Consider the following 17661-nt stretch of genomic DNA (forward strand, 5'->3'; position numbering starts at 1 on the left):
CAAATTGGCAGCCTTTTTCAGTTTAAGGCTTAGGGAAGGTGCAAAGGACTATGGCCATTTGCTGCAAACCACGCCTTACATCCAGGCCTGTAAGCCAACGCAGAGCACACAGGACTTGCTCGCACCTTCCTTAGCTCGATTTCCTGCGCAGCCACCCCAAAGGCAGCAATAGCAGCGACAACCAACCCAGCGAACCACCACTGTCACGCTCGAAGTCAAAGACCACTATGCTGACAGTTTCTGTGGTGCTGTTACCCTTGGAGTCACTCACCTTCAGATTGAAAGTCAGCAAATCGCCAGAGCCTCCCACTTCAGGTGCCGTCAGCTCCAGCTTGGCCGCCGAGCTGTCAAACTTCAGTGGTGCACCGGCAATCTGAGTCCATTGATAGCTGACAGCATCGCCATTGGGATCGGCCGAGGCAGACGCATCGATAACAAAGCTCTTGCGCTCTGCCACTCGGTCCGGTGCATCAACTTTAATAACAGGGGCCCCTTCTTTAACATCGAACAGATACTCCTGAGTCAGCACCTCGGCGGTATCATTGACTACGGTATTGCTCAATATCAGCTTATTGCCCTGCCCCTGTTTACGCGGGATAAACTTGAAGCTCAGCGTTTTGGCCGGATCGCCGGTTTGCATCACATGAGTCCAACTCAATACTCCTTGAGCCAGTTCTCCTTGGTCGCTGATAGCCGTGACTTCATGTCCTTCCGGCACCATGGCCTTGATTTGATATTCCCGAGCCTCCGGGGAAGCATTGGCAGCGATAGTTACAGTCATGGTTACTGGCAGCCCAGGGGTCATCTCACCACTGAGTATACTGGCCTCAGGCATCTGCACATCATCAACGACTCGGCTGAAAGCAACCGGCAGGTTCTTGGCAGCGACATTGGTATCACTGGACGTCAGAGTTACTACGGCATAACCCAGGTCGCTGGCGTCAAAATTATCCTTCCAGGCAAATTTCAGTGAGAAGTCCTCATTGTCACCCGTCTTGGTCAGAGTAAAGTTGTCCTGAGCCGGACCTGCCTCTACCACAGAGGTTTTCAAGGTGAAGGGATCTTCGGCATTGGCGGCCGAGGCCTCATAGTTTTGCACAAAAATATAATAGTCACCGACTTCTGGATTACTGATACTGACAGATTCATCAGAACCGGCTCTGGCCGATTGGCCGACAAGGGCATCCAACGACCCGTCACTATCTCTGTCTATCGCCACATAGAGATCCAAATCCGGGGAATTGGTGGCAGTAATAGTGGTATTGAATAGCTTTGCCCCCTCTTCAACCCTGTAGGCGACGAAGGCGACACCATCGGTAATGTCGTCCAGGAAGCTACCAACATTCGAATCTTGCTTCAGCACGCCTTCAAAGCTGTCGGCCAGTGCCAAGGCAGATACTTCTGCATCCAGTCCAGTCATATCCAGCGATTTCAGCTCGCTGAAAGTCAGCTCGTCGGCATCTCGTCCCGCTCTGATGGTTAAACTGTCCGGCAAATTGTCACGGGCAGCTTTAACCGCCACAGGCATGGCCGCATCAGGGTGGTTACTCGAGGTCAACAGCAGGTTACCAAACGCCCAATCACTTGAGTTCACTCCTGTGATATCGGCAGTGACAGTCACCACCTGCGACTGCCCCTTGGTCAGAGTAAAGTTTTCAGGCGAAACAGTTATTTTCAGCCCTTCAGTCGTCGCCACCCCGGCAGCGCTCCATACGCCGTCTTTGGTAGCCATGACTTTTCGAGTCCAACTGCAACTGTTAACACATCGGCTAGTAGACATGCTGGGAAGATTCAAACGTCTGGGATCACCACCGAGTTCTGGATTGGCAAACTCATAATTGTCCGCCAACTCATCCATGATAAGCCCTGTCTTGGCGGCCAAATCAACCCGGATCCGGCCGGCACCCACATCAAACGGATCCGCGGTAGTCTTGCCATCGGCCTTGGTCATAGCACTGGCCGTAGTTGCCGTCAGCATCAAGGCTGAACGGATATTATCCGGTGTCCACTCAGGATGAGCCGACTTCAGCAGCGCCCCGGCGCCCGCCACATGAGGGCTGGACATAGAAGTACCGGACATCAGGGTATAATCGGCAGGATCTGTCCCTGTTACTTCATGGCCATACTGCTCATCGGCATAAGCGGCATAGATGTCCACACCCGGTGCAGAAATCGAAGGCGCAATCACATCGAAGTAACGATTTGGCCCGAGTAGAGAGAAGTCGCCCAACACATCTGCCTGACGCTCAACGGCCGATGGAGTAGCATTGATTTTGGCCACCAGCCCTGGCGTAGCCGCCAGCGCATCCACAACGGCCAAGCCATCAATATTACCGATGAAAACAGAAGGGATACTGGTGTTGCCCAGTCCGGACATCTTGGTTCTGACGTTGCCTTCACCGTCTTTGTTAAAGACGATAACCCCTACTGCCCCCGCATCTTTGGCATTATTGACCTTATCGGCAAAGTTACAACCGCCGCGCTTAATCAGCGCCAACTGTTCCTTGAACGCATCGGCGGCAAAGGCGTTGCAACCTTCGAAATTATCAGCTGCCAAGTCACCGGCATACACCAAAGGTGCACTGATATCTGTAGTCATTACCGGCCCGGTTCCCTGAGTGTAGTCCAGTTGGTCACCGTTGAACTCCAGAATGGAACGCACTTCCCGGTTGTGGGTAGATGCCGCGACTGAGGTATACCAGGGCGCATTTTTGGGTGAAGAAAAGGGAACTTGGCTAACCGAGGCAGAGGTATTTCCGGCCGATACGGCAGAGAAGATGCCGGCATTACGGGCAGCCAGGAAGCTCATCTCTGTCGCGCTTGACCAAGGGAAACCACCGCCGCTGATGGAATAGTTGATCACATCCACACCGTCGGCAATGGCATCATCCAACGCTTTGAGAATCGCCGATGTGGGACAACCTGAATATCTATCGCCATTGTTGCCCGGACGGCAGATCTGATAGGCAACAATGTTGGCATGGGGGGCGACCCCGGAGATCTGTGTAAACTCGAGCCCGGTCTCAATGCCGTCCCCCTGAGCCTCACCAACTTCACCGGCAACATAGGGGACATTCTTAAGGATATTGCCCGCAGCAGTACTGGCAGTATGAGAACCATGGCCCCCATAATCCTCACCATTCTTGGCAGGAGGTGTTGGACCAAAGACCTCTTCATCATCATAACTATCGGTAATCTCGGGATAACTTCTGACCCCGATTAGCTTGTCGTTGCACATGTCAGAAAACTCTGCCGCACAGTCACCGACGTAGACCCCCTGCCCCCAGGGGTTAGTATGGTCATAACCATCTCCCCCAATGTCGGCAAAGGATGGATGATCACTGTTGATCCCCGAATCGATCACCCCGACTATGACCCCTTCTCCCATAGCCCGGGTCCCTGTTGCACTGCCGTCCCACACTTTGGGAGAACCTATCATGCTCTGGCTACTGTCGGTATCCATTGAATAGAGGCTTTCCCGCTCAATGAACGCCACTTCGGGTAACTTGGACAGGGCTTCAGCCTGCTGCTGATCCATGGTGACCGCCAGGCCATTAAAGGCATAGTGATATCTGGCCTTGGCCTGCAACTGAACCCCTTGGGCCGCGGCACTCATTAAAAAGTTCTGTTGCTTGGCATTCAAATACTTCACGTAGGACTTCACCGCCACACTGGCGGTATTCAGCTTGGGAGCCTTTTGGGGCGCCAGCCCTTGGCTTCGCTGTGGACTGGTGGCTTCAAGCCCGGCAATACCACCGGCATAATTCGCCACAGAGGGATCTTTAAGGCGCACTATATAAGTGTATTTACCCTCTGCAAGTCCAGGCTCTTTGACAAACTTATGTTGCCCCACCCCTTGCTGTTGTCCTTTGAGGCCGCTGGACGCACTAAGCAGATCCGACGAAATAAATGGATCTGATACGCTCACTGGCGCGGCTTCTGAATGGAATGCCATAGATAACAGCGCTGCTGAAACGGCTATTGCAACTTGACTCTTCACTTGTCTACTCCCTATAAGACTGCTTATTGTTGTTTTATGTTTCCATGCTCAAAAACACTCCCTTAATACAAAGGGATTAATTCTTGTAACATCAATTGATACAAACAAGAAACAAAAGACACAAAATATTACAAATTATCAGCTAGTTACAGAATGGTAGACGCTAAAAAGGATTTCATATCCGGCTTTGACTTAACCAGAAAGAGTGAAGTAGTTGGTCATCACCTTGTAGAGCTCAGTTCCCTGGTGCACAGACGCCGAGGCAAAATGCAGCACAGGGATCACATCCTCATTGAGCGAGAGCCTGGTGACTTCAGTGCCGGCATCGACTCGGTCGAGCCTGAGCATATTGACCAGAGGCGCGCCCGCAGCCAAAGGTACTCCCGGCTCGGCCAGATACTCCACCATACCTGCCATAGGTGCGTGAAACTTCCGATAGTCTTTCAGCATACAAGCAAAACGCGACATCACCTCGGGCTGTATGCTCTGGGCTATCACCTCTCTATAGCTCAGATAACTTAATATGCCTTCCGCATCTCGGCTGGCATCGGCAAGATCGATACGCTCCTGGCTGCCAAGCTCCAAAGTAAAGGCCGACACTGCGACTTTCAGCTCTCTGCCCCGGCTATTGGCATAGTCGCTGAGCTGCCACCAGGGATTGAAGGCCGCTTCATCCATGGCGCCGCCAAAACCTTTAGGCATCACCAGGGTATAGGGAATATGAAAGTAGCCGGCAGCGGACAGCTCATATTCGGGGCAATAGAGATGTTTACAGGACTTGGGGCCGGTGTGCAGATCCAGCACTATGTCAGCGCCGTGCGCCAGTTTTTGCAGATTGAGCGCCAATCTCTGCCCGGTCGTCACTCCCCAGGGATTGGCCAATGCCTGTTCACAGTTGGCAATAAGAAGACGACGAAAAGCGTCAAACAGTGCTTGCTCCGGCAGCTCACTATGCTGCAGATACCAGTCATCCAGGTGGACGGCCTGATCCAGATAGGCTCGGTTCCAGTTGATACCTGTGATGGGATCGAAACGGCCCAAGGTAAACTCACCGCTTTTCTGGTTAATCCCCAAGGGGTTGGCCAGAGGCACCAGGGTGATATCTCCCAGAGGCGGATGAGCCTTGAAGTACTGCAGCAACTGCAAAATCACCGCATTGCCCTGCACCTCGGCGCCATGCACATTGGCCTGAATATAGACGCTGGGCGCCGCATCGCTGGTACCTTTGAAGCGATAAACAGGTATGGTCAAGGGCTGGCCGGCAGCCAGCTCCCCAACCGGCAGATGTTCAAGCTGCATCCTGAGCCCCTTCAAACAGGTTACGATGCAAAGCGGCAACAACATCACCGGCTTCGGCTTCCGACACCAAGACACAAAGATTGTGCGGACTGGCGCCCTGACAGATCATCCTGACGTTGTGGGGTTCGAGCACTTCAAATACCCGGCGACAGATCCCGGCAGTAGTGGCTATCTTGTTGCCTATGATGGCCACCAGAGCCAGCTTATCTTCCACCCGCACACGGCAGTTTTGCGACAATTCCTGCAGCAGGGCTTCGGTCAGAAGCCCCTTGCCGGCCGAATCTGAGCCCGTTTTGTCCAGCGTCAGCGACACGTTCACCTCTGAGGTGGTAATGAGATCGACACTGATCTTGTGCCGCGCCAACACGGCAAAGGTCTCTGCCAAAAAGCCCTGGGCATGCAACATCTGCAAACTGTGCAAGTTAAGTAGGGTCTGATCTCGTCTCACCGCAACGGCCCTGAATACCGGCTCATCTTCCACTTGGTGACGGATCCAGGTGCCACCTTTTTCCGGTGCCCGACTGGAGCCGACAAACACCTGGATCTGTTGACGCACCGCCGGCAAGATGGTGGCAGGGTGCAACACCTTGGCACCGAAAGTAGCCATCTCTGCCGCCTCATTAAAACTGATTTCTGCGATAGGCCTGGCGTTGGGAGCCAGTCGGGGATCCGTGGTGTAAATCCCTTCTACATCGGTCCAGATCTCGACCGCATCGGCTTCCAGCGCCTCAGCCAAAAGGGCCGCAGAATAATCGCTGCCACCACGCCCAAGCGTAGTGGTTCGGCCATCGGCATCGGCGCCGATAAAGCCCTGGGTCACCAGCAGTTGCTGCTCAAGCAAAGGTTGCAATTTCTCTGTCGCCAGTCGCTTCAACTCGGCGATTTGTGGCTCGGCCTTACCGAAATGGCTATCGGTACGCATCACCTGGCGCACATCAAAGGCGCTGGCCTTGGCACCACGTTCTCTCAATACCGCGGCAAACAGCGCTGAAGAACACTGTTCGCCCAAAGATAGGATCTCATCGACCATAGCATGACTCGGCGCCTGCAATAACCTGGCACTGAGCGTTGCCATGCGGCTGAGCAAAGCATCCAGCGCCGCGGCAACATCTGCCGGTCTGCCAAGTTTATCCAGAATTGCGTATTGAATGGTGGCTATCTCTTTCAATAGCTTGAGACGGCGCTCATCCCCCATGTCTGCCTGAGACAGCTCCACCAACAGATTGGTTACGCCACTGGATGCACTGACCACAACCAGACGGGTGGCCGGGTTTCCAAGCACTATATCGGCACAGCGATTCATCGCCGGATAATCGGCAACTGAGGTACCACCAAACTTGGCAACAACAAGAGACATCAGCGCATTCCCCCACAGGCAGGTAACAGGGAAAGGTCGATAACGAGAATAGATTTCATGAGTTAAGCTCCGAACAGATAACGTTCGAAGAGCCTGGTGCAGAGATAACGCACCCTATAGCAGGGAAACAGCGATCGTCACCAGAAGCTCTCCACCAAAACCAGGTGACAGTCGCCAGGATTCAGCCTGACCAACCGACCGGAAGCATAGCCAATACGCATCCCGACCTCGGCGTTAATCTCCCTCATGAGCCGTCATTGGAGAATTGGCCTCCTCTGACTCACTACCTAGTTAACGCACCTCTTCTGTTCCTTTCTCGCGAAAGGGATGAAAAAATTAGCAATAAAGTCCTTATGAAGTCAATGCTAATTTGCACAGGATGAAATTTCCTCAACTCATCCGTCACTGAGCTCGGGTAACTCGCTGACCAGGCGCGCCCTGGCAGCAAACTGTCCAAGCGCCACCTCTCGCTCCCCTTTCAGGCAAGGCACCAAGGTCAAGAGCCCACTATCAACGTAGTAAAGGGCATTTTGTCGATACTTTGATGCCAGTTCGATTGCCGCAGCCTTATCCAGAAACAGAGCCCAGCTTTTTTCCATATGACTGAGATCATCGGCAGCGCCTATGATCGCCCGGTAAGGAATGCCCAGCTTATCAATATCGTGTTGTAGCTGCCGATCGAGAAGGCGGTTTTGGCAAGAAGTGAGTTTTTGCCCAAGGGGATTATGGGCGGTGACAATAGCGAAAGGAACAGCGGAAGAAAACGACTGAGTCAATAAAAAGCATGCGCTCTGGTAGTACTGCCAGAGACTTTCAAATGCAGCATCCATTGTAGTATCTGTCTCTAATGAACCGGATTTATTCTAGCAAAGGCTTTTGCATTCCCCTAGCCCCGTGAGCAAGCTCACAGTAAGACAAAATACAAAATGCTTATCTTTCAATAGGTAACGCAAAAACTTGTGATATAGATCATAGTTGAACATTAATTTGTTAACATTTCATTTGTTAACAAATGCCCAATCCTAGTACAATGGATTGTATCGACAGAGGCTTAGAGTTAAGTGTGTGACCCGGCTAGCGCCATTACGCTACAGCATAAGTCTCTATCGATAACGACTCTGTACCAAATGTAATCTGGTTTTAAGATGACATTTTCTGGATTTTCCATGTCTTTCAGGAACTAAATCCCGCCACTGGGAATCCTAGACAGTACAGTTCGCGCCTCTCCGGGTGGAGAGCATACTTTTTGCTAATCATGAAGTGTGTTGCCGTTTCATTTCAGTTTTGAACAGCACTTACGTGAACCCTGTGAATGTTGGCGTTTTAGAGAGTATAGCGGAGCGTCACCCGCGCTCATGGTTAGATAAACTGATTTAATTAGGTAAATAACATGCAAAACCCGCACATTCTGATCGTTGAAGATGAAGCCGTTACCCGTAACACGCTGAGAAGTATTTTCGAGGCAGAAGGTTATGTGGTAACCGAAGCCAATGATGGCGCAGAGATGCACAAAGCCTTGCAGGAAAACAAGGTGAACCTGGTGGTTATGGATATCAACCTGCCAGGTAAGAATGGTTTGCTGTTGGCGCGGGAATTGCGCGAAATCAACAATATCGGTCTCATCTTCCTTACTGGCCGTGACAACGAAGTGGACAAGATCCTTGGATTGGAGATCGGTGCCGATGATTACATCACCAAGCCGTTCAACCCTCGTGAACTGACCATTCGTGCCCGTAACCTGCTGACTCGTGTCAACAGCTCTGGCGCTGAAATTGAAGAAAAGGCTGCCGTTGAATACTATCGTTTTAATGGTTGGAGCCTGGAAATCAACAGCCGTTCTCTGGTGAGCCCACAGGGTGAATCTTACAAGCTGCCACGTAGCGAATTCCGCGCTATGCTGCACTTTGTGGAAAACCCAGGCAAGATCCTCAGCCGCGCTGAGCTGCTGATGAAAATGACCGGCCGAGAGCTCAAGCCACACGACCGTACTGTTGACGTGACTATCCGTCGTATTCGTAAGCACTTCGAAAGTGTGCCTGATACACCGGAAATCATCGCCACCATCCACGGTGAAGGCTACCGTTTCTGCGGTAACCTGGAAGACTGATAAACACGCCTTATCGGCCCTGCACAAAGCCAGCTTATCGAGCTGGCTTTTGTTTATCTGCTCACCTATTTCGGTTCCCCCAGCTACTGATATTCGCAGTGGCTTCCTCACGGTAATTCTCTGCCAATCCCAGCTCCTTTATCTCCTTTATCTTAGGTAGCTCCTTTGCCACATATGCCACTTTCAGAAACAGTTGCCATACGATTGCCCATTGATATTCATCGGCATCCGCCGAGCTGAGTGCAAGTTTGATTCTGCTGGCTTCGCGGCACTGGATATTCGCCCATAAAAAAACCCGCCATCAAGGCGGGTTTTTATCAGGATAATTAATCCTTATTTCTTGGCTGCGTTACGAGCCTTGGTTTCTGCGATAACAGTCTCAGCCACGTTGGCAGGACATGGAGCATAGTGAGAGAACTCCATGGAGAACTGACCACGACCAGAAGTCATGGTACGCAGGTGACCGATGTAACCGAACATTTCTGCCAGTGGCACGTCAGCCTTAACACGTACGCCAGTCAGACCAGCTTCCTGATCCTTGATCATACCGCGACGACGGTTCAGGTCACCGATAACGTCACCAACGTGATCGTCTGGAGTGAACACGTCAACCTTCATCACAGGCTCCAGCAGCTGAGGCTTGGCCTTAGGCATAGACTGACGGAATGCACCCTTGGCAGCGATTTCAAACGCGATCGCTGAGGAGTCAACTGCGTGGTAACCACCGTCGAACAGTTCAACTTCAACGTCCAGTACTGGGAAGCCAGCCAGAGGACCTTCGTTCATCATGTCTTCGAAACCGCTTTCAACTGCTGGCCAGAATTCACGAGGTACGTTACCACCAACAACGCTGGAGGTGAACTTGAAGCCACTACCAGCTTCGCCTGGACGGATGCGGTAGTCGATCTTACCAAACTGACCAGAACCACCAGACTGCTTCTTGTGAGTGTAGCTGTCTTCAACGGCTTGAGTGATGGTTTCACGGTAAGCTACCTGTGGAGCACCAACAGTCAGTTCAACACCGTGAGTACGCTTCAGGATGTCTACTTTGATGTCCAGGTGCAATTCACCCATACCCTTAAGGATGGTTTCACCAGTTTCTTGGTCGGTTTCAACCTGGAATGATGGATCTTCTGCAACCATCTTACCCAGAGCAACACCCAGCTTCTCAGAAGCGCCTTTGTCCTTAGGAGTTACAGCGATAGAGATCACTGGCTCAGGGAAGATCATAGGCTCAAGAGTACATTCGTGCTTAGGATCACACAGAGTGTGACCAGTCTGAACGTTCTTCATACCTACAACAGCGATGATGTCACCGGCTTGAGCAGAATCGATCTCTTTACGATCGTTAGCGTGCATCTCAACCATACGGCCGATACGCTCTGTCTTACCGGTAGCAGAGTTCAGGATAGTGTCACCTTTCTTCAGCTTACCAGAGTAGACACGGATAAAGGTCAGGGCACCGAAACGGTCATCCATGATCTTGAACGCCAGAGCGCGCAGTGGCTCATCGGCAGATACAGTAGCGACTTCACCGGTTTCTTCACCAGTTTCTGGGTCAGTCAGAGGCTGAGGCTCAACTTCAGTTGGAGATGGCAGGTAGTCAACAACTGCATCCAGAACCAGCTGCATACCCTTGTTACGGTAAGCAGAACCACAGTATGTGGGGAAGAATGACAGGTTGATGGTACCTTTACGGATACAACGCTTCAGGTCTTCGATAGAAGGCTCTTCACCTTCCATGTAGGCTTCCATCAGGTCGTCGTCCTGCTCAACGGCAGTCTCGATCAGTTGCTCACGGTATTCTTCAACCAGATCAACCATGTCTTCTGGAACTTCTTCTACAGAGTAGTTTTCTGGCAGACCAGACTCATCCCATACATAGGCTTTGCGGTTCAGTACGTCAACAACACCCTTGAACTCGTCTTCGATACCGATAGGCAGAGTCATAACCAGTGGTGTCGCAGCCAGAACGCGCTTGATTTGACCAACAACACGCAGGAAGTCGGCACCCATACGGTCCAGCTTGTTTACGAAGATGATACGGGCAACTTCAGATTCGTTAGCATAGCGCCAGTTGGTTTCGGACTGAGGCTCAACACCGCCGGAACCACAGAATACACCAACACCGCCGTCCAGAACTTTCAGAGAACGATATACTTCAACGGTGAAGTCAACGTGTCCGGGGGTATCGATGATGTTGAAGCGGTGATCTTTCCAGAAGCAACTTACCGCAGCAGACTGAATGGTAATACCGCGCTCAGCTTCCTGCTCCATGAAGTCAGTAGTGGTGGTACCGTCATGGCTGTCACCCATCTTGTGGATTTTGCCGGTCAGTTTCAGGATACGTTCTGTGGTAGTGGTTTTACCCGCGTCAACGTGAGCAAAAATACCAATGTTTCTGTATTTTGATAAGTCAGTCATGATTCAACTTCAAATGATTAGTTAATAGGAGACGGAGTATGCCACTTCAAAGCTGCGACAGACGGAACCCCATAAATAAGGCGCGTATTATAACACCGAAACCCCTATAGGCTGCAATCAGCAGTTTCAATTTTCACCAGTTTGTCATCACAGACGGGCAACAAAAATAAAATTCATTAAATTCAATATGTTGAAATTCAATATTTTCTATATTCGAGCGATTAATGCAGAAATTGATTGTATAAAAGCGCCGCTACAGCGCTAAGCTGACGAATTTGAGCTAATTTTATCGGCTCGATCGGATTCGGGATCGCAGCAGATCCTATTGCGACCTTCCGACTTGGCCCGGTACAAGGCCAAATCCGCCCGGTCAAATGCACTCCAGATCGATTCACCGGCTTTAAGTTCTGTCAGTCCAAAACTGCAACTCAGGCTAACACCGGCTGAAAAGGGATAAACCTTCATCGCCAGTGCCAGGCGTTCACATAAACGCCCCGCCTGTACACAGTCGGTATCCGGGCAGATGATCATAAACTCCTCACCACCCCAGCGTGCCACCAGATCCTGTTCACGGGCACCATCTTTGAGCAGAGCCGCCAGTTCGCTGAGAATCGAATCTCCCACACTGTGGCCATGACGATCATTGATCTCTTTAAAAAAATCTATGTCTATTACTATCAGCGACGTGTGCCCTTGCGCCGAGTTACTGCGGTGTTCGGCGGCGAAGTGTCGGTGGAAATAGTGACGGTTATATAACTTGGTCAAAGGATCATGGGTCGAAATGAACTCCAGTTCTCTGTTGGTTTCCAGCAACTGATTGCGCAATTGTTCCAGTTGTTGATTCTTGGCTGTCAACTCGCGGTTGTATTTACTAATCCAGCGGTTACGTGCCAGCAAGGCACCGAAGATCAATGTTGCCACCGCCAACAACTGCCAGAACATTCGGTAATCTGTCTGTTCCAGCACCGCCATATTGCTCCACTGCCGGTACAGCCTGGCCCTGTGTTCATCGGAAATCTGCGCCAGTAAATGATTGAGCTCGGGTAACATCCATTTGGCATTCTCTGTTACCGCCATCCGGAACTGATCCTCTGGCCCGGCCCAACCGGCGATTTTGAGATTGAACAACCCACTCTGCTGAATGCGGGCATTGATGGAATACATAGAGCCGATAAACAGATCCGCCTCACCGCTGGAGACCATCTCCAATCCCTGCTGCTCTGTCTCGGCCAGAATAATGCGGATTTTGGGATAGTTCTGGCGCACATAATCCAGCAAGCGGTAGCCTCTGGGGATCGCCAGGCTTCTATCACCGACCTGTTCCATACTTTGCAGAAAGGGTTGCTCGCGGCGGGAAACCAACACATTGGGAGAACGGCTATAAATATCGCTGAAATATAAGAACTCAGCGCGCCTGGGAGTGTAGTTGAGCATGGGGGTGAATACACAGCGTTGCTGCTTCAAGTAGGCTAATGTCTGTTGCCAGCTTTCGGTGGGCACCAGCTGAAACTGCCAATCTGTCTGCTGATCGATAAGCTCAAGAAAGCCGGAAGAGATCCCCACGTGCTTGCCTTGGTCTATGCCTTCATAGGGCATCCAGTCGGGGTCGACACAATAGGGAATCGTGACTGCATTGGCTGCGGCCGTTGCCAGTAAAAGGCTGCCAAACAATATGGGCCGCAAATATCTCAGCAATCTGTAAGCTCCGGCGATTCAGGATACATTCAATATTAGTTCAAAAACATCAGCTTCTGGTCATATGCTGCGCCATCTGAAATTGAATCCAACCGTTAAGAAACAAAAGACCCGCACATGGCGGGTCTTTTCGGGTTACTGACAATCAGCAGCCTCAGTCTTCCACAGGGGAGACCACAAACAGCAGATCGCCTTGAGAGACCTGTTGGCCATTGCTGTTGAGGATCCGCTCAATGCGGTATTTCTTATCCTCTGGATACAGCTCGGCACCCTTGCGGTTGAAGCCTGCCAGTGTCACCTGAGAGAACATCTTCATCGCTTCGGTCAATGCCAGCGTTTGATCGACAGTCACTATGTCGCCTTCCTTGACGAAGTCGGCTTCGCCCGGCGCCGGAGAGGTATAGAAGATACCCGCGCCCTGAGCCAACACCTTGAGCTCGTTGGACTCACCCACACGCAGCGATTCGGTATCCACACTTTGAGTTTCGGCGGCGGCTTCCATTTCGGCGATCAGGGCAGGGATATCCAGCTCGGCCATCAGGCGCGGCAGATAGTTGGTGTCATACACGCCTTCACGGAAGGTCTCGTCGGCCAGGATCCGCTTCAGCAGCGGGATGTTGGTGGCGATACCCTTGATGACCACCTGATCCAGATAGTCATACATCTTGGCAATCACATCGTCCCGGCTTTCACCGCGGATGATGATCTGGGCAATCAGGCTGTCGTAGTATGGCGACACTTCTTTGCCATCGGCCGCGATAGAGATGATTTCCACATCATCGCGCTCTGGCATCACGCACTCAGTGATAAGACCCGGGTTTGGCACCAGCTGCAGTATGCCCTGGCTGTCCAGAGCAGCCTTCTCGGCTGTCACCCGCACTTCCATCGCATAGCCGATTTCCTGCGGCTGCAGATCTTCAATGGAGCGACCGGCTGCCACATCAAATTGCGCGCTGACGATATCAATACCTGAAGTCGCTTCGGTTACCGGGTGCTCTACCTGCAGACGGGTATTCATCTCCATGAAGTAGACTTCGTTGGCATCCAGGTTATAGATGAACTCAACGGTACCTGCGCCCATATAGTCGGTGGCATCACCCAGAGCACGGGTGTATTCCATCACTCTCTGCTTGAGTTCTTCAGGCAGCATGGTGGAACCGGACTCTTCAATCACCTTCTGGTTGTTACGCTGCACCGAGCAGTCACGCAGACCCAGTACCTTGGTGTTGCCGAACTTGTCACGCAGCAGCTGAACTTCGATGTGACGCAGTGAAGTCACATATTTTTCCAGGTACAGGTCACCATTACCAAAGGCGGCAGCCGCTTCGGTGGAGGTTTTCTGGAACAGGCCAATCATATCCTCGGGGCGCTTAACCACTTGGATACCCTTACCGCCACCACCTTGTACCGCTTTGAGCAGCACTGGGTAGCCGATTTCGTTGGCCACGTTAACCGCTTGCTCGGCGTTGGTCAGAATACCGTGAGAGCCTGGTACCACGGGCACATTCTGCGCCTGAGAGGTCTTGATGGCGTTGGACTTGTTACCCATGGTTGTCATCGAGTGCACACTTGGGCCAACAAAGTTCACGCCGTTGTTCACACACAGGGCGGCGAACTGTGGGCTTTCCGACAGGAAGCCGATACCTGGGTGCAGTGCGTCTACCTGCTCATACTCGGCCACTTTCAACACTGAGTAAGCGTTCAGGTAGGACTCGTCGGAAGTGTTACCGCCGAGACAAACCAGCTTGTCGTTTTCCTTGAGCATGTCGGCAGGAACCGAAGTCATATCAGGATCGGACGCCACCAGTACCACATTAATGCCATTGTCGTGAGCCTTGCGGATCAGTTTCACCGCAGTACAGCCTCGGGCATGTACCAGCACCTTGTCGATAGGCTTCATCAGGGCACGAGGATCGTCCTGTACTATCTCCTCACTGACCTCTTCAACTTCAACCACCAGAGTCGACAGAGCATTGGTCAGCACATCACTTATCTCGGCGCTTGGCATAGGCATCAGAGGATCTATGCTCTTGAGCTGTTCATCGAGCTGAGTGCTGAATGGGTTGTTGACCAGACCATTCATCGCTCCGGGCACCTTGGACAGGTAGTTGGACAGAGTCGAAGTGGATGGCAGGTAAGCTGGTACCACCATCTGACCGGCAAACGGCATATTGGTACCGGACAGATAATAAGTCTGCACCAGAGGGTGAGTCACGAAGGATGCCTGGGCTCCACCGGTACAGTCACCGAAACCGAACATCAGCACAGGCAGTTCGTTGTCACGCACGAAACGGGTAATACGGTCGTTTACCACGGCCATGGAGAACAGCGCAGCAGCCCCTTCTTTGGTCTGCATACCGCCGGAGCTGATAAAGCAGATCACCGGCAGCCTGCGCTTGGCACACTCAATAAGCAGCGCAGAGAACTTCTCGGCACTGGCCATATCGAAAGCACCGGCCTGGAAGGCGGTGTTGGATACGGCAACCCCGACACGCAGCGCCTTGCCGCCATGTTCAAAGTCCGCCAGACCCGTGATCAAACCACAGGGGCGAATGCCCTTGTCGAGCGCATCTTCAATAGAGAGACGGAAGCCCGGGAAGTTGAGCAAGTTGGCCGACATCTTGTCGCCATTGATCTCATCGAAATTCTTGAAGAACTTGGCGATGATATTTTCCCAGGTCATATTGCCGGCTTTCTTCTCGTCACGCAGCACCTTCTGGATAAGCAGATCCTGATACCCCATGGTCAAACGGTTCCAGAAGTCTTTACGACGACCGATGCGCACCGGGTTGATTGCACCTGTGTACTTGCCCTTGTCCTCTTCACTGTCGAAGTATTCCGGCAACAGACGTTCGAAGAAGTAAGTCAGGATAACGAACAGCGAATCGTTCAGCTGTGGGAAACCCACGCTCTTCCACTGCTCTGTCTTGGTCAGCAGTTCGGCGCGGTTGGACTGTGACATGAAGTACTTCAGCCACTTGTAGAACTTGCTCTTGTCGTTGGCGGTATCCTGAGTGGAAATCGCCCGGTCGATAGACTTGTGCAGCAGGCCATCAACAGACTGACGCGACAGGCTCTTGGCCATCATGGCTTCCTTGGCGATAGAGGCCAGGTTACCCACGACATTGTCGTACAGCGCGTTAAAGATCAGGATGTTGTAACACTGCCAAATGAAGTCTTCACGCAGCTCTTCATTGACCACTACATCCAGTACTGTCAGCTGGTTCAGTTCAGGCCAAGGCGCCTGAGTCACTTCTGCCGGCAGAGTTTCCAGATAGTGGATAAGCCCCTTGAAGTTGTTGGCGGCATTACTCTTCCAACGGTGATACAAAGACCAACCAATGTTGAACAGCAGCGCCTTACGGGCCTTCTTGTAGTTCTCTTTCGGCTCACCCAGGATCAGACGGGTCAGCATGTTACGCTCGGTGGAAACATCATCACGCTTGGAGATGAAGTTACTCCACAGCTTGTTGAGTTCTTCGTCGTAAACCAGCTTATCCGGGCTGGACAGCCAAGCCTGGAACACCTTCTCCTGCTCCTTCTGGATCCGGGCCAACAGATCCCCTTCGGGCACACTCACCTTGGACAGGCGACCATACTGATCCATGGAGATGGAGTGAATACGGCTGCGCAGAGTCAAATAACGCAGATAACGGTAGGCGCTGCCGAACAGGTTAAGGTGCATGGTCGGGCTGATGGCAACCGACATTTCCGCGTTGGACTCCAATGCCTTGAGGCTCTTGGAAGGTTCGAGGAAACGCTTGAGGCTGCGATCATAGTGTTCGCGCAGGTCATCGGATTCTTTTACAAACTGCACTGCGGCGCGTTCAATGGCTTCGATGGCGCTGATGATGGCGCGGCGCAGGTTGTGCTGACGCTCGTCGCGATCATAAGGAGAGAAATCCACAATGCCGTCGATACAACCTGAGGTATAGAGCTCTTCCGGGGACACACCCACAGACTTGGCACACTCCTGCCATGAAAGGTTGTACTTGCGGGCGATGCTCTGCAGGCCCTGAGGCTGAATGGTGTTGAAAATACCATCACGCAGCGACAACAGTATATTGGCCGCCGCCAGTGGGATAGCACCACCCGAGTAGCCGGCGCCAATCACTATACCCAGAGTCGGCACATCGACGTTGGCACTCTCGGCAATCGCCTTGGAAATAGAATGTGCCTGGTTATGGCTGTTGGCCACCTCACCGGCATCGGCTCCGGGGGTATCAATCAGGTAAACTATGGGCATGGACAATTCGGCGAAATGACGAATCGCCTCACAGGCCTGCAGGTGGTGCTCGGGCATCCAGGCACCGTTGGCCGTGGTGCGCTCCTGGGCGATAAAGCCGATGCGGCGGTTACGACCACCAAAGTTAAGCTCTATTTCAGCGCTGTAGAATGGGCCGTTGTGGCTCTCGGCGATCATCTTGCCTTTCAGATCGGCAATGATTCGCTTGGCACCTGGGCGGTTCTTGTCCTGGGTAGGCTGGATAACTTTGGCAACATAGCCATCCACATCCAACTGCGCCAATGACTTTAAGTTACTCTGGATGGCATCGTCATCCAACAGACCCTTTATCTCTTCAGAAAGGCTCTGTTTGCTGTGCTCTGGGAACAGCGAAAAATCCTTAGCCAAATGCTCCGCCTGCAGAAACAGGGGATCCGGAGTCTGGGCTTGAGTCGTGTTTGCGGGCTGCTTCTTGCTGGTCATCTATCGATCCTCTGCTAAGCCTCTGAAATTTTTTAGCCAATAAATATACCTTTGTTATCCCGTCAAATGCC

At 52.1% G+C, this 17661-nt stretch carries 8 protein-coding genes and 1 riboswitch; of the genes, 1 reads left to right on the plus strand and 7 read right to left on the minus strand.

What is annotated here, in order from left to right; genetic code table 11:
* Nucleotides 1-130: 130 nt before the first annotated feature.
* The 4 genes from N512_RS24755 to N512_RS0103830 all read right to left on the minus strand — a co-directional run bounded on the left by N512_RS24755 (nucleotide 131) and on the right by N512_RS0103830 (nucleotide 7486).
* Nucleotides 131-4000, minus strand: a complete 3870-nt coding sequence (locus N512_RS24755; protein WP_028779464.1) for a S8 family serine peptidase — start codon at nucleotides 3998-4000, stop codon at nucleotides 131-133.
* Nucleotides 4001-4192: 192 nt separating this feature from the next.
* A complete protein-coding gene (locus tag N512_RS0103815) occupies nucleotides 4193-5299 on the minus strand; it encodes a succinylglutamate desuccinylase/aspartoacylase family protein (protein ID WP_037474109.1) in 1107 nt (368 codons plus the stop codon).
* Nucleotides 5289-6656 (minus strand): lysine-sensitive aspartokinase 3, encoded by a 1368-nt coding sequence (gene lysC / locus N512_RS0103820; RefSeq protein WP_025888665.1) that lies wholly within the window; start codon nucleotides 6654-6656, stop codon nucleotides 5289-5291. The genes N512_RS0103815 and lysC overlap by 11 nt, the downstream gene beginning before the upstream one ends.
* 136 nt (nucleotides 6657-6792) lie before the next feature.
* Nucleotides 6793-6969, minus strand: a riboswitch (Lysine riboswitch).
* Between the two features lie 82 nt (nucleotides 6970-7051).
* Nucleotides 7052-7486: a DUF3293 domain-containing protein gene (locus tag N512_RS0103830; protein ID WP_025008929.1), complete on the minus strand. Its 435-nt coding sequence runs from the start codon at nucleotides 7484-7486 to the stop codon at nucleotides 7052-7054.
* A 560-nt stretch (nucleotides 7487-8046) separates the two neighbouring features.
* On the opposite strand from N512_RS0103830, the gene arcA reads away from it, so the two are divergent.
* A complete protein-coding gene (gene arcA, locus N512_RS0103835; protein ID WP_025008928.1) occupies nucleotides 8047-8763 on the plus strand; it encodes a two-component system response regulator ArcA in 717 nt (238 codons plus the stop codon).
* Nucleotides 8764-9096: 333 nt separating this feature from the next.
* Here the strand turns inward: arcA and fusA are convergent, their stop codons facing one another.
* From fusA to N512_RS0103850, 3 genes are all read right to left on the minus strand, one after another.
* Complete coding sequence (gene fusA / locus N512_RS0103840) at nucleotides 9097-11187, minus strand: elongation factor G (protein ID WP_025008927.1); 2091 nt, start codon at nucleotides 11185-11187, stop codon at nucleotides 9097-9099.
* 261 nt (nucleotides 11188-11448) lie between these two features.
* Complete coding sequence (locus tag N512_RS22160; protein ID WP_051472634.1) at nucleotides 11449-12882, minus strand: diguanylate cyclase; 1434 nt, start codon at nucleotides 12880-12882, stop codon at nucleotides 11449-11451.
* Nucleotides 12883-13036: 154 nt separating this feature from the next.
* Nucleotides 13037-17590 (minus strand): ATP-binding protein, encoded by a 4554-nt coding sequence (locus N512_RS0103850; protein WP_028779466.1) that lies wholly within the window; start codon nucleotides 17588-17590, stop codon nucleotides 13037-13039.
* Nucleotides 17591-17661 lie beyond the last annotated feature (71 nt).

It is taken from the genome of Shewanella sp. 38A_GOM-205m, assembly GCF_000518445.1.
Lineage (GTDB): Bacteria > Pseudomonadota > Gammaproteobacteria > Enterobacterales > Shewanellaceae > Shewanella > Shewanella algae.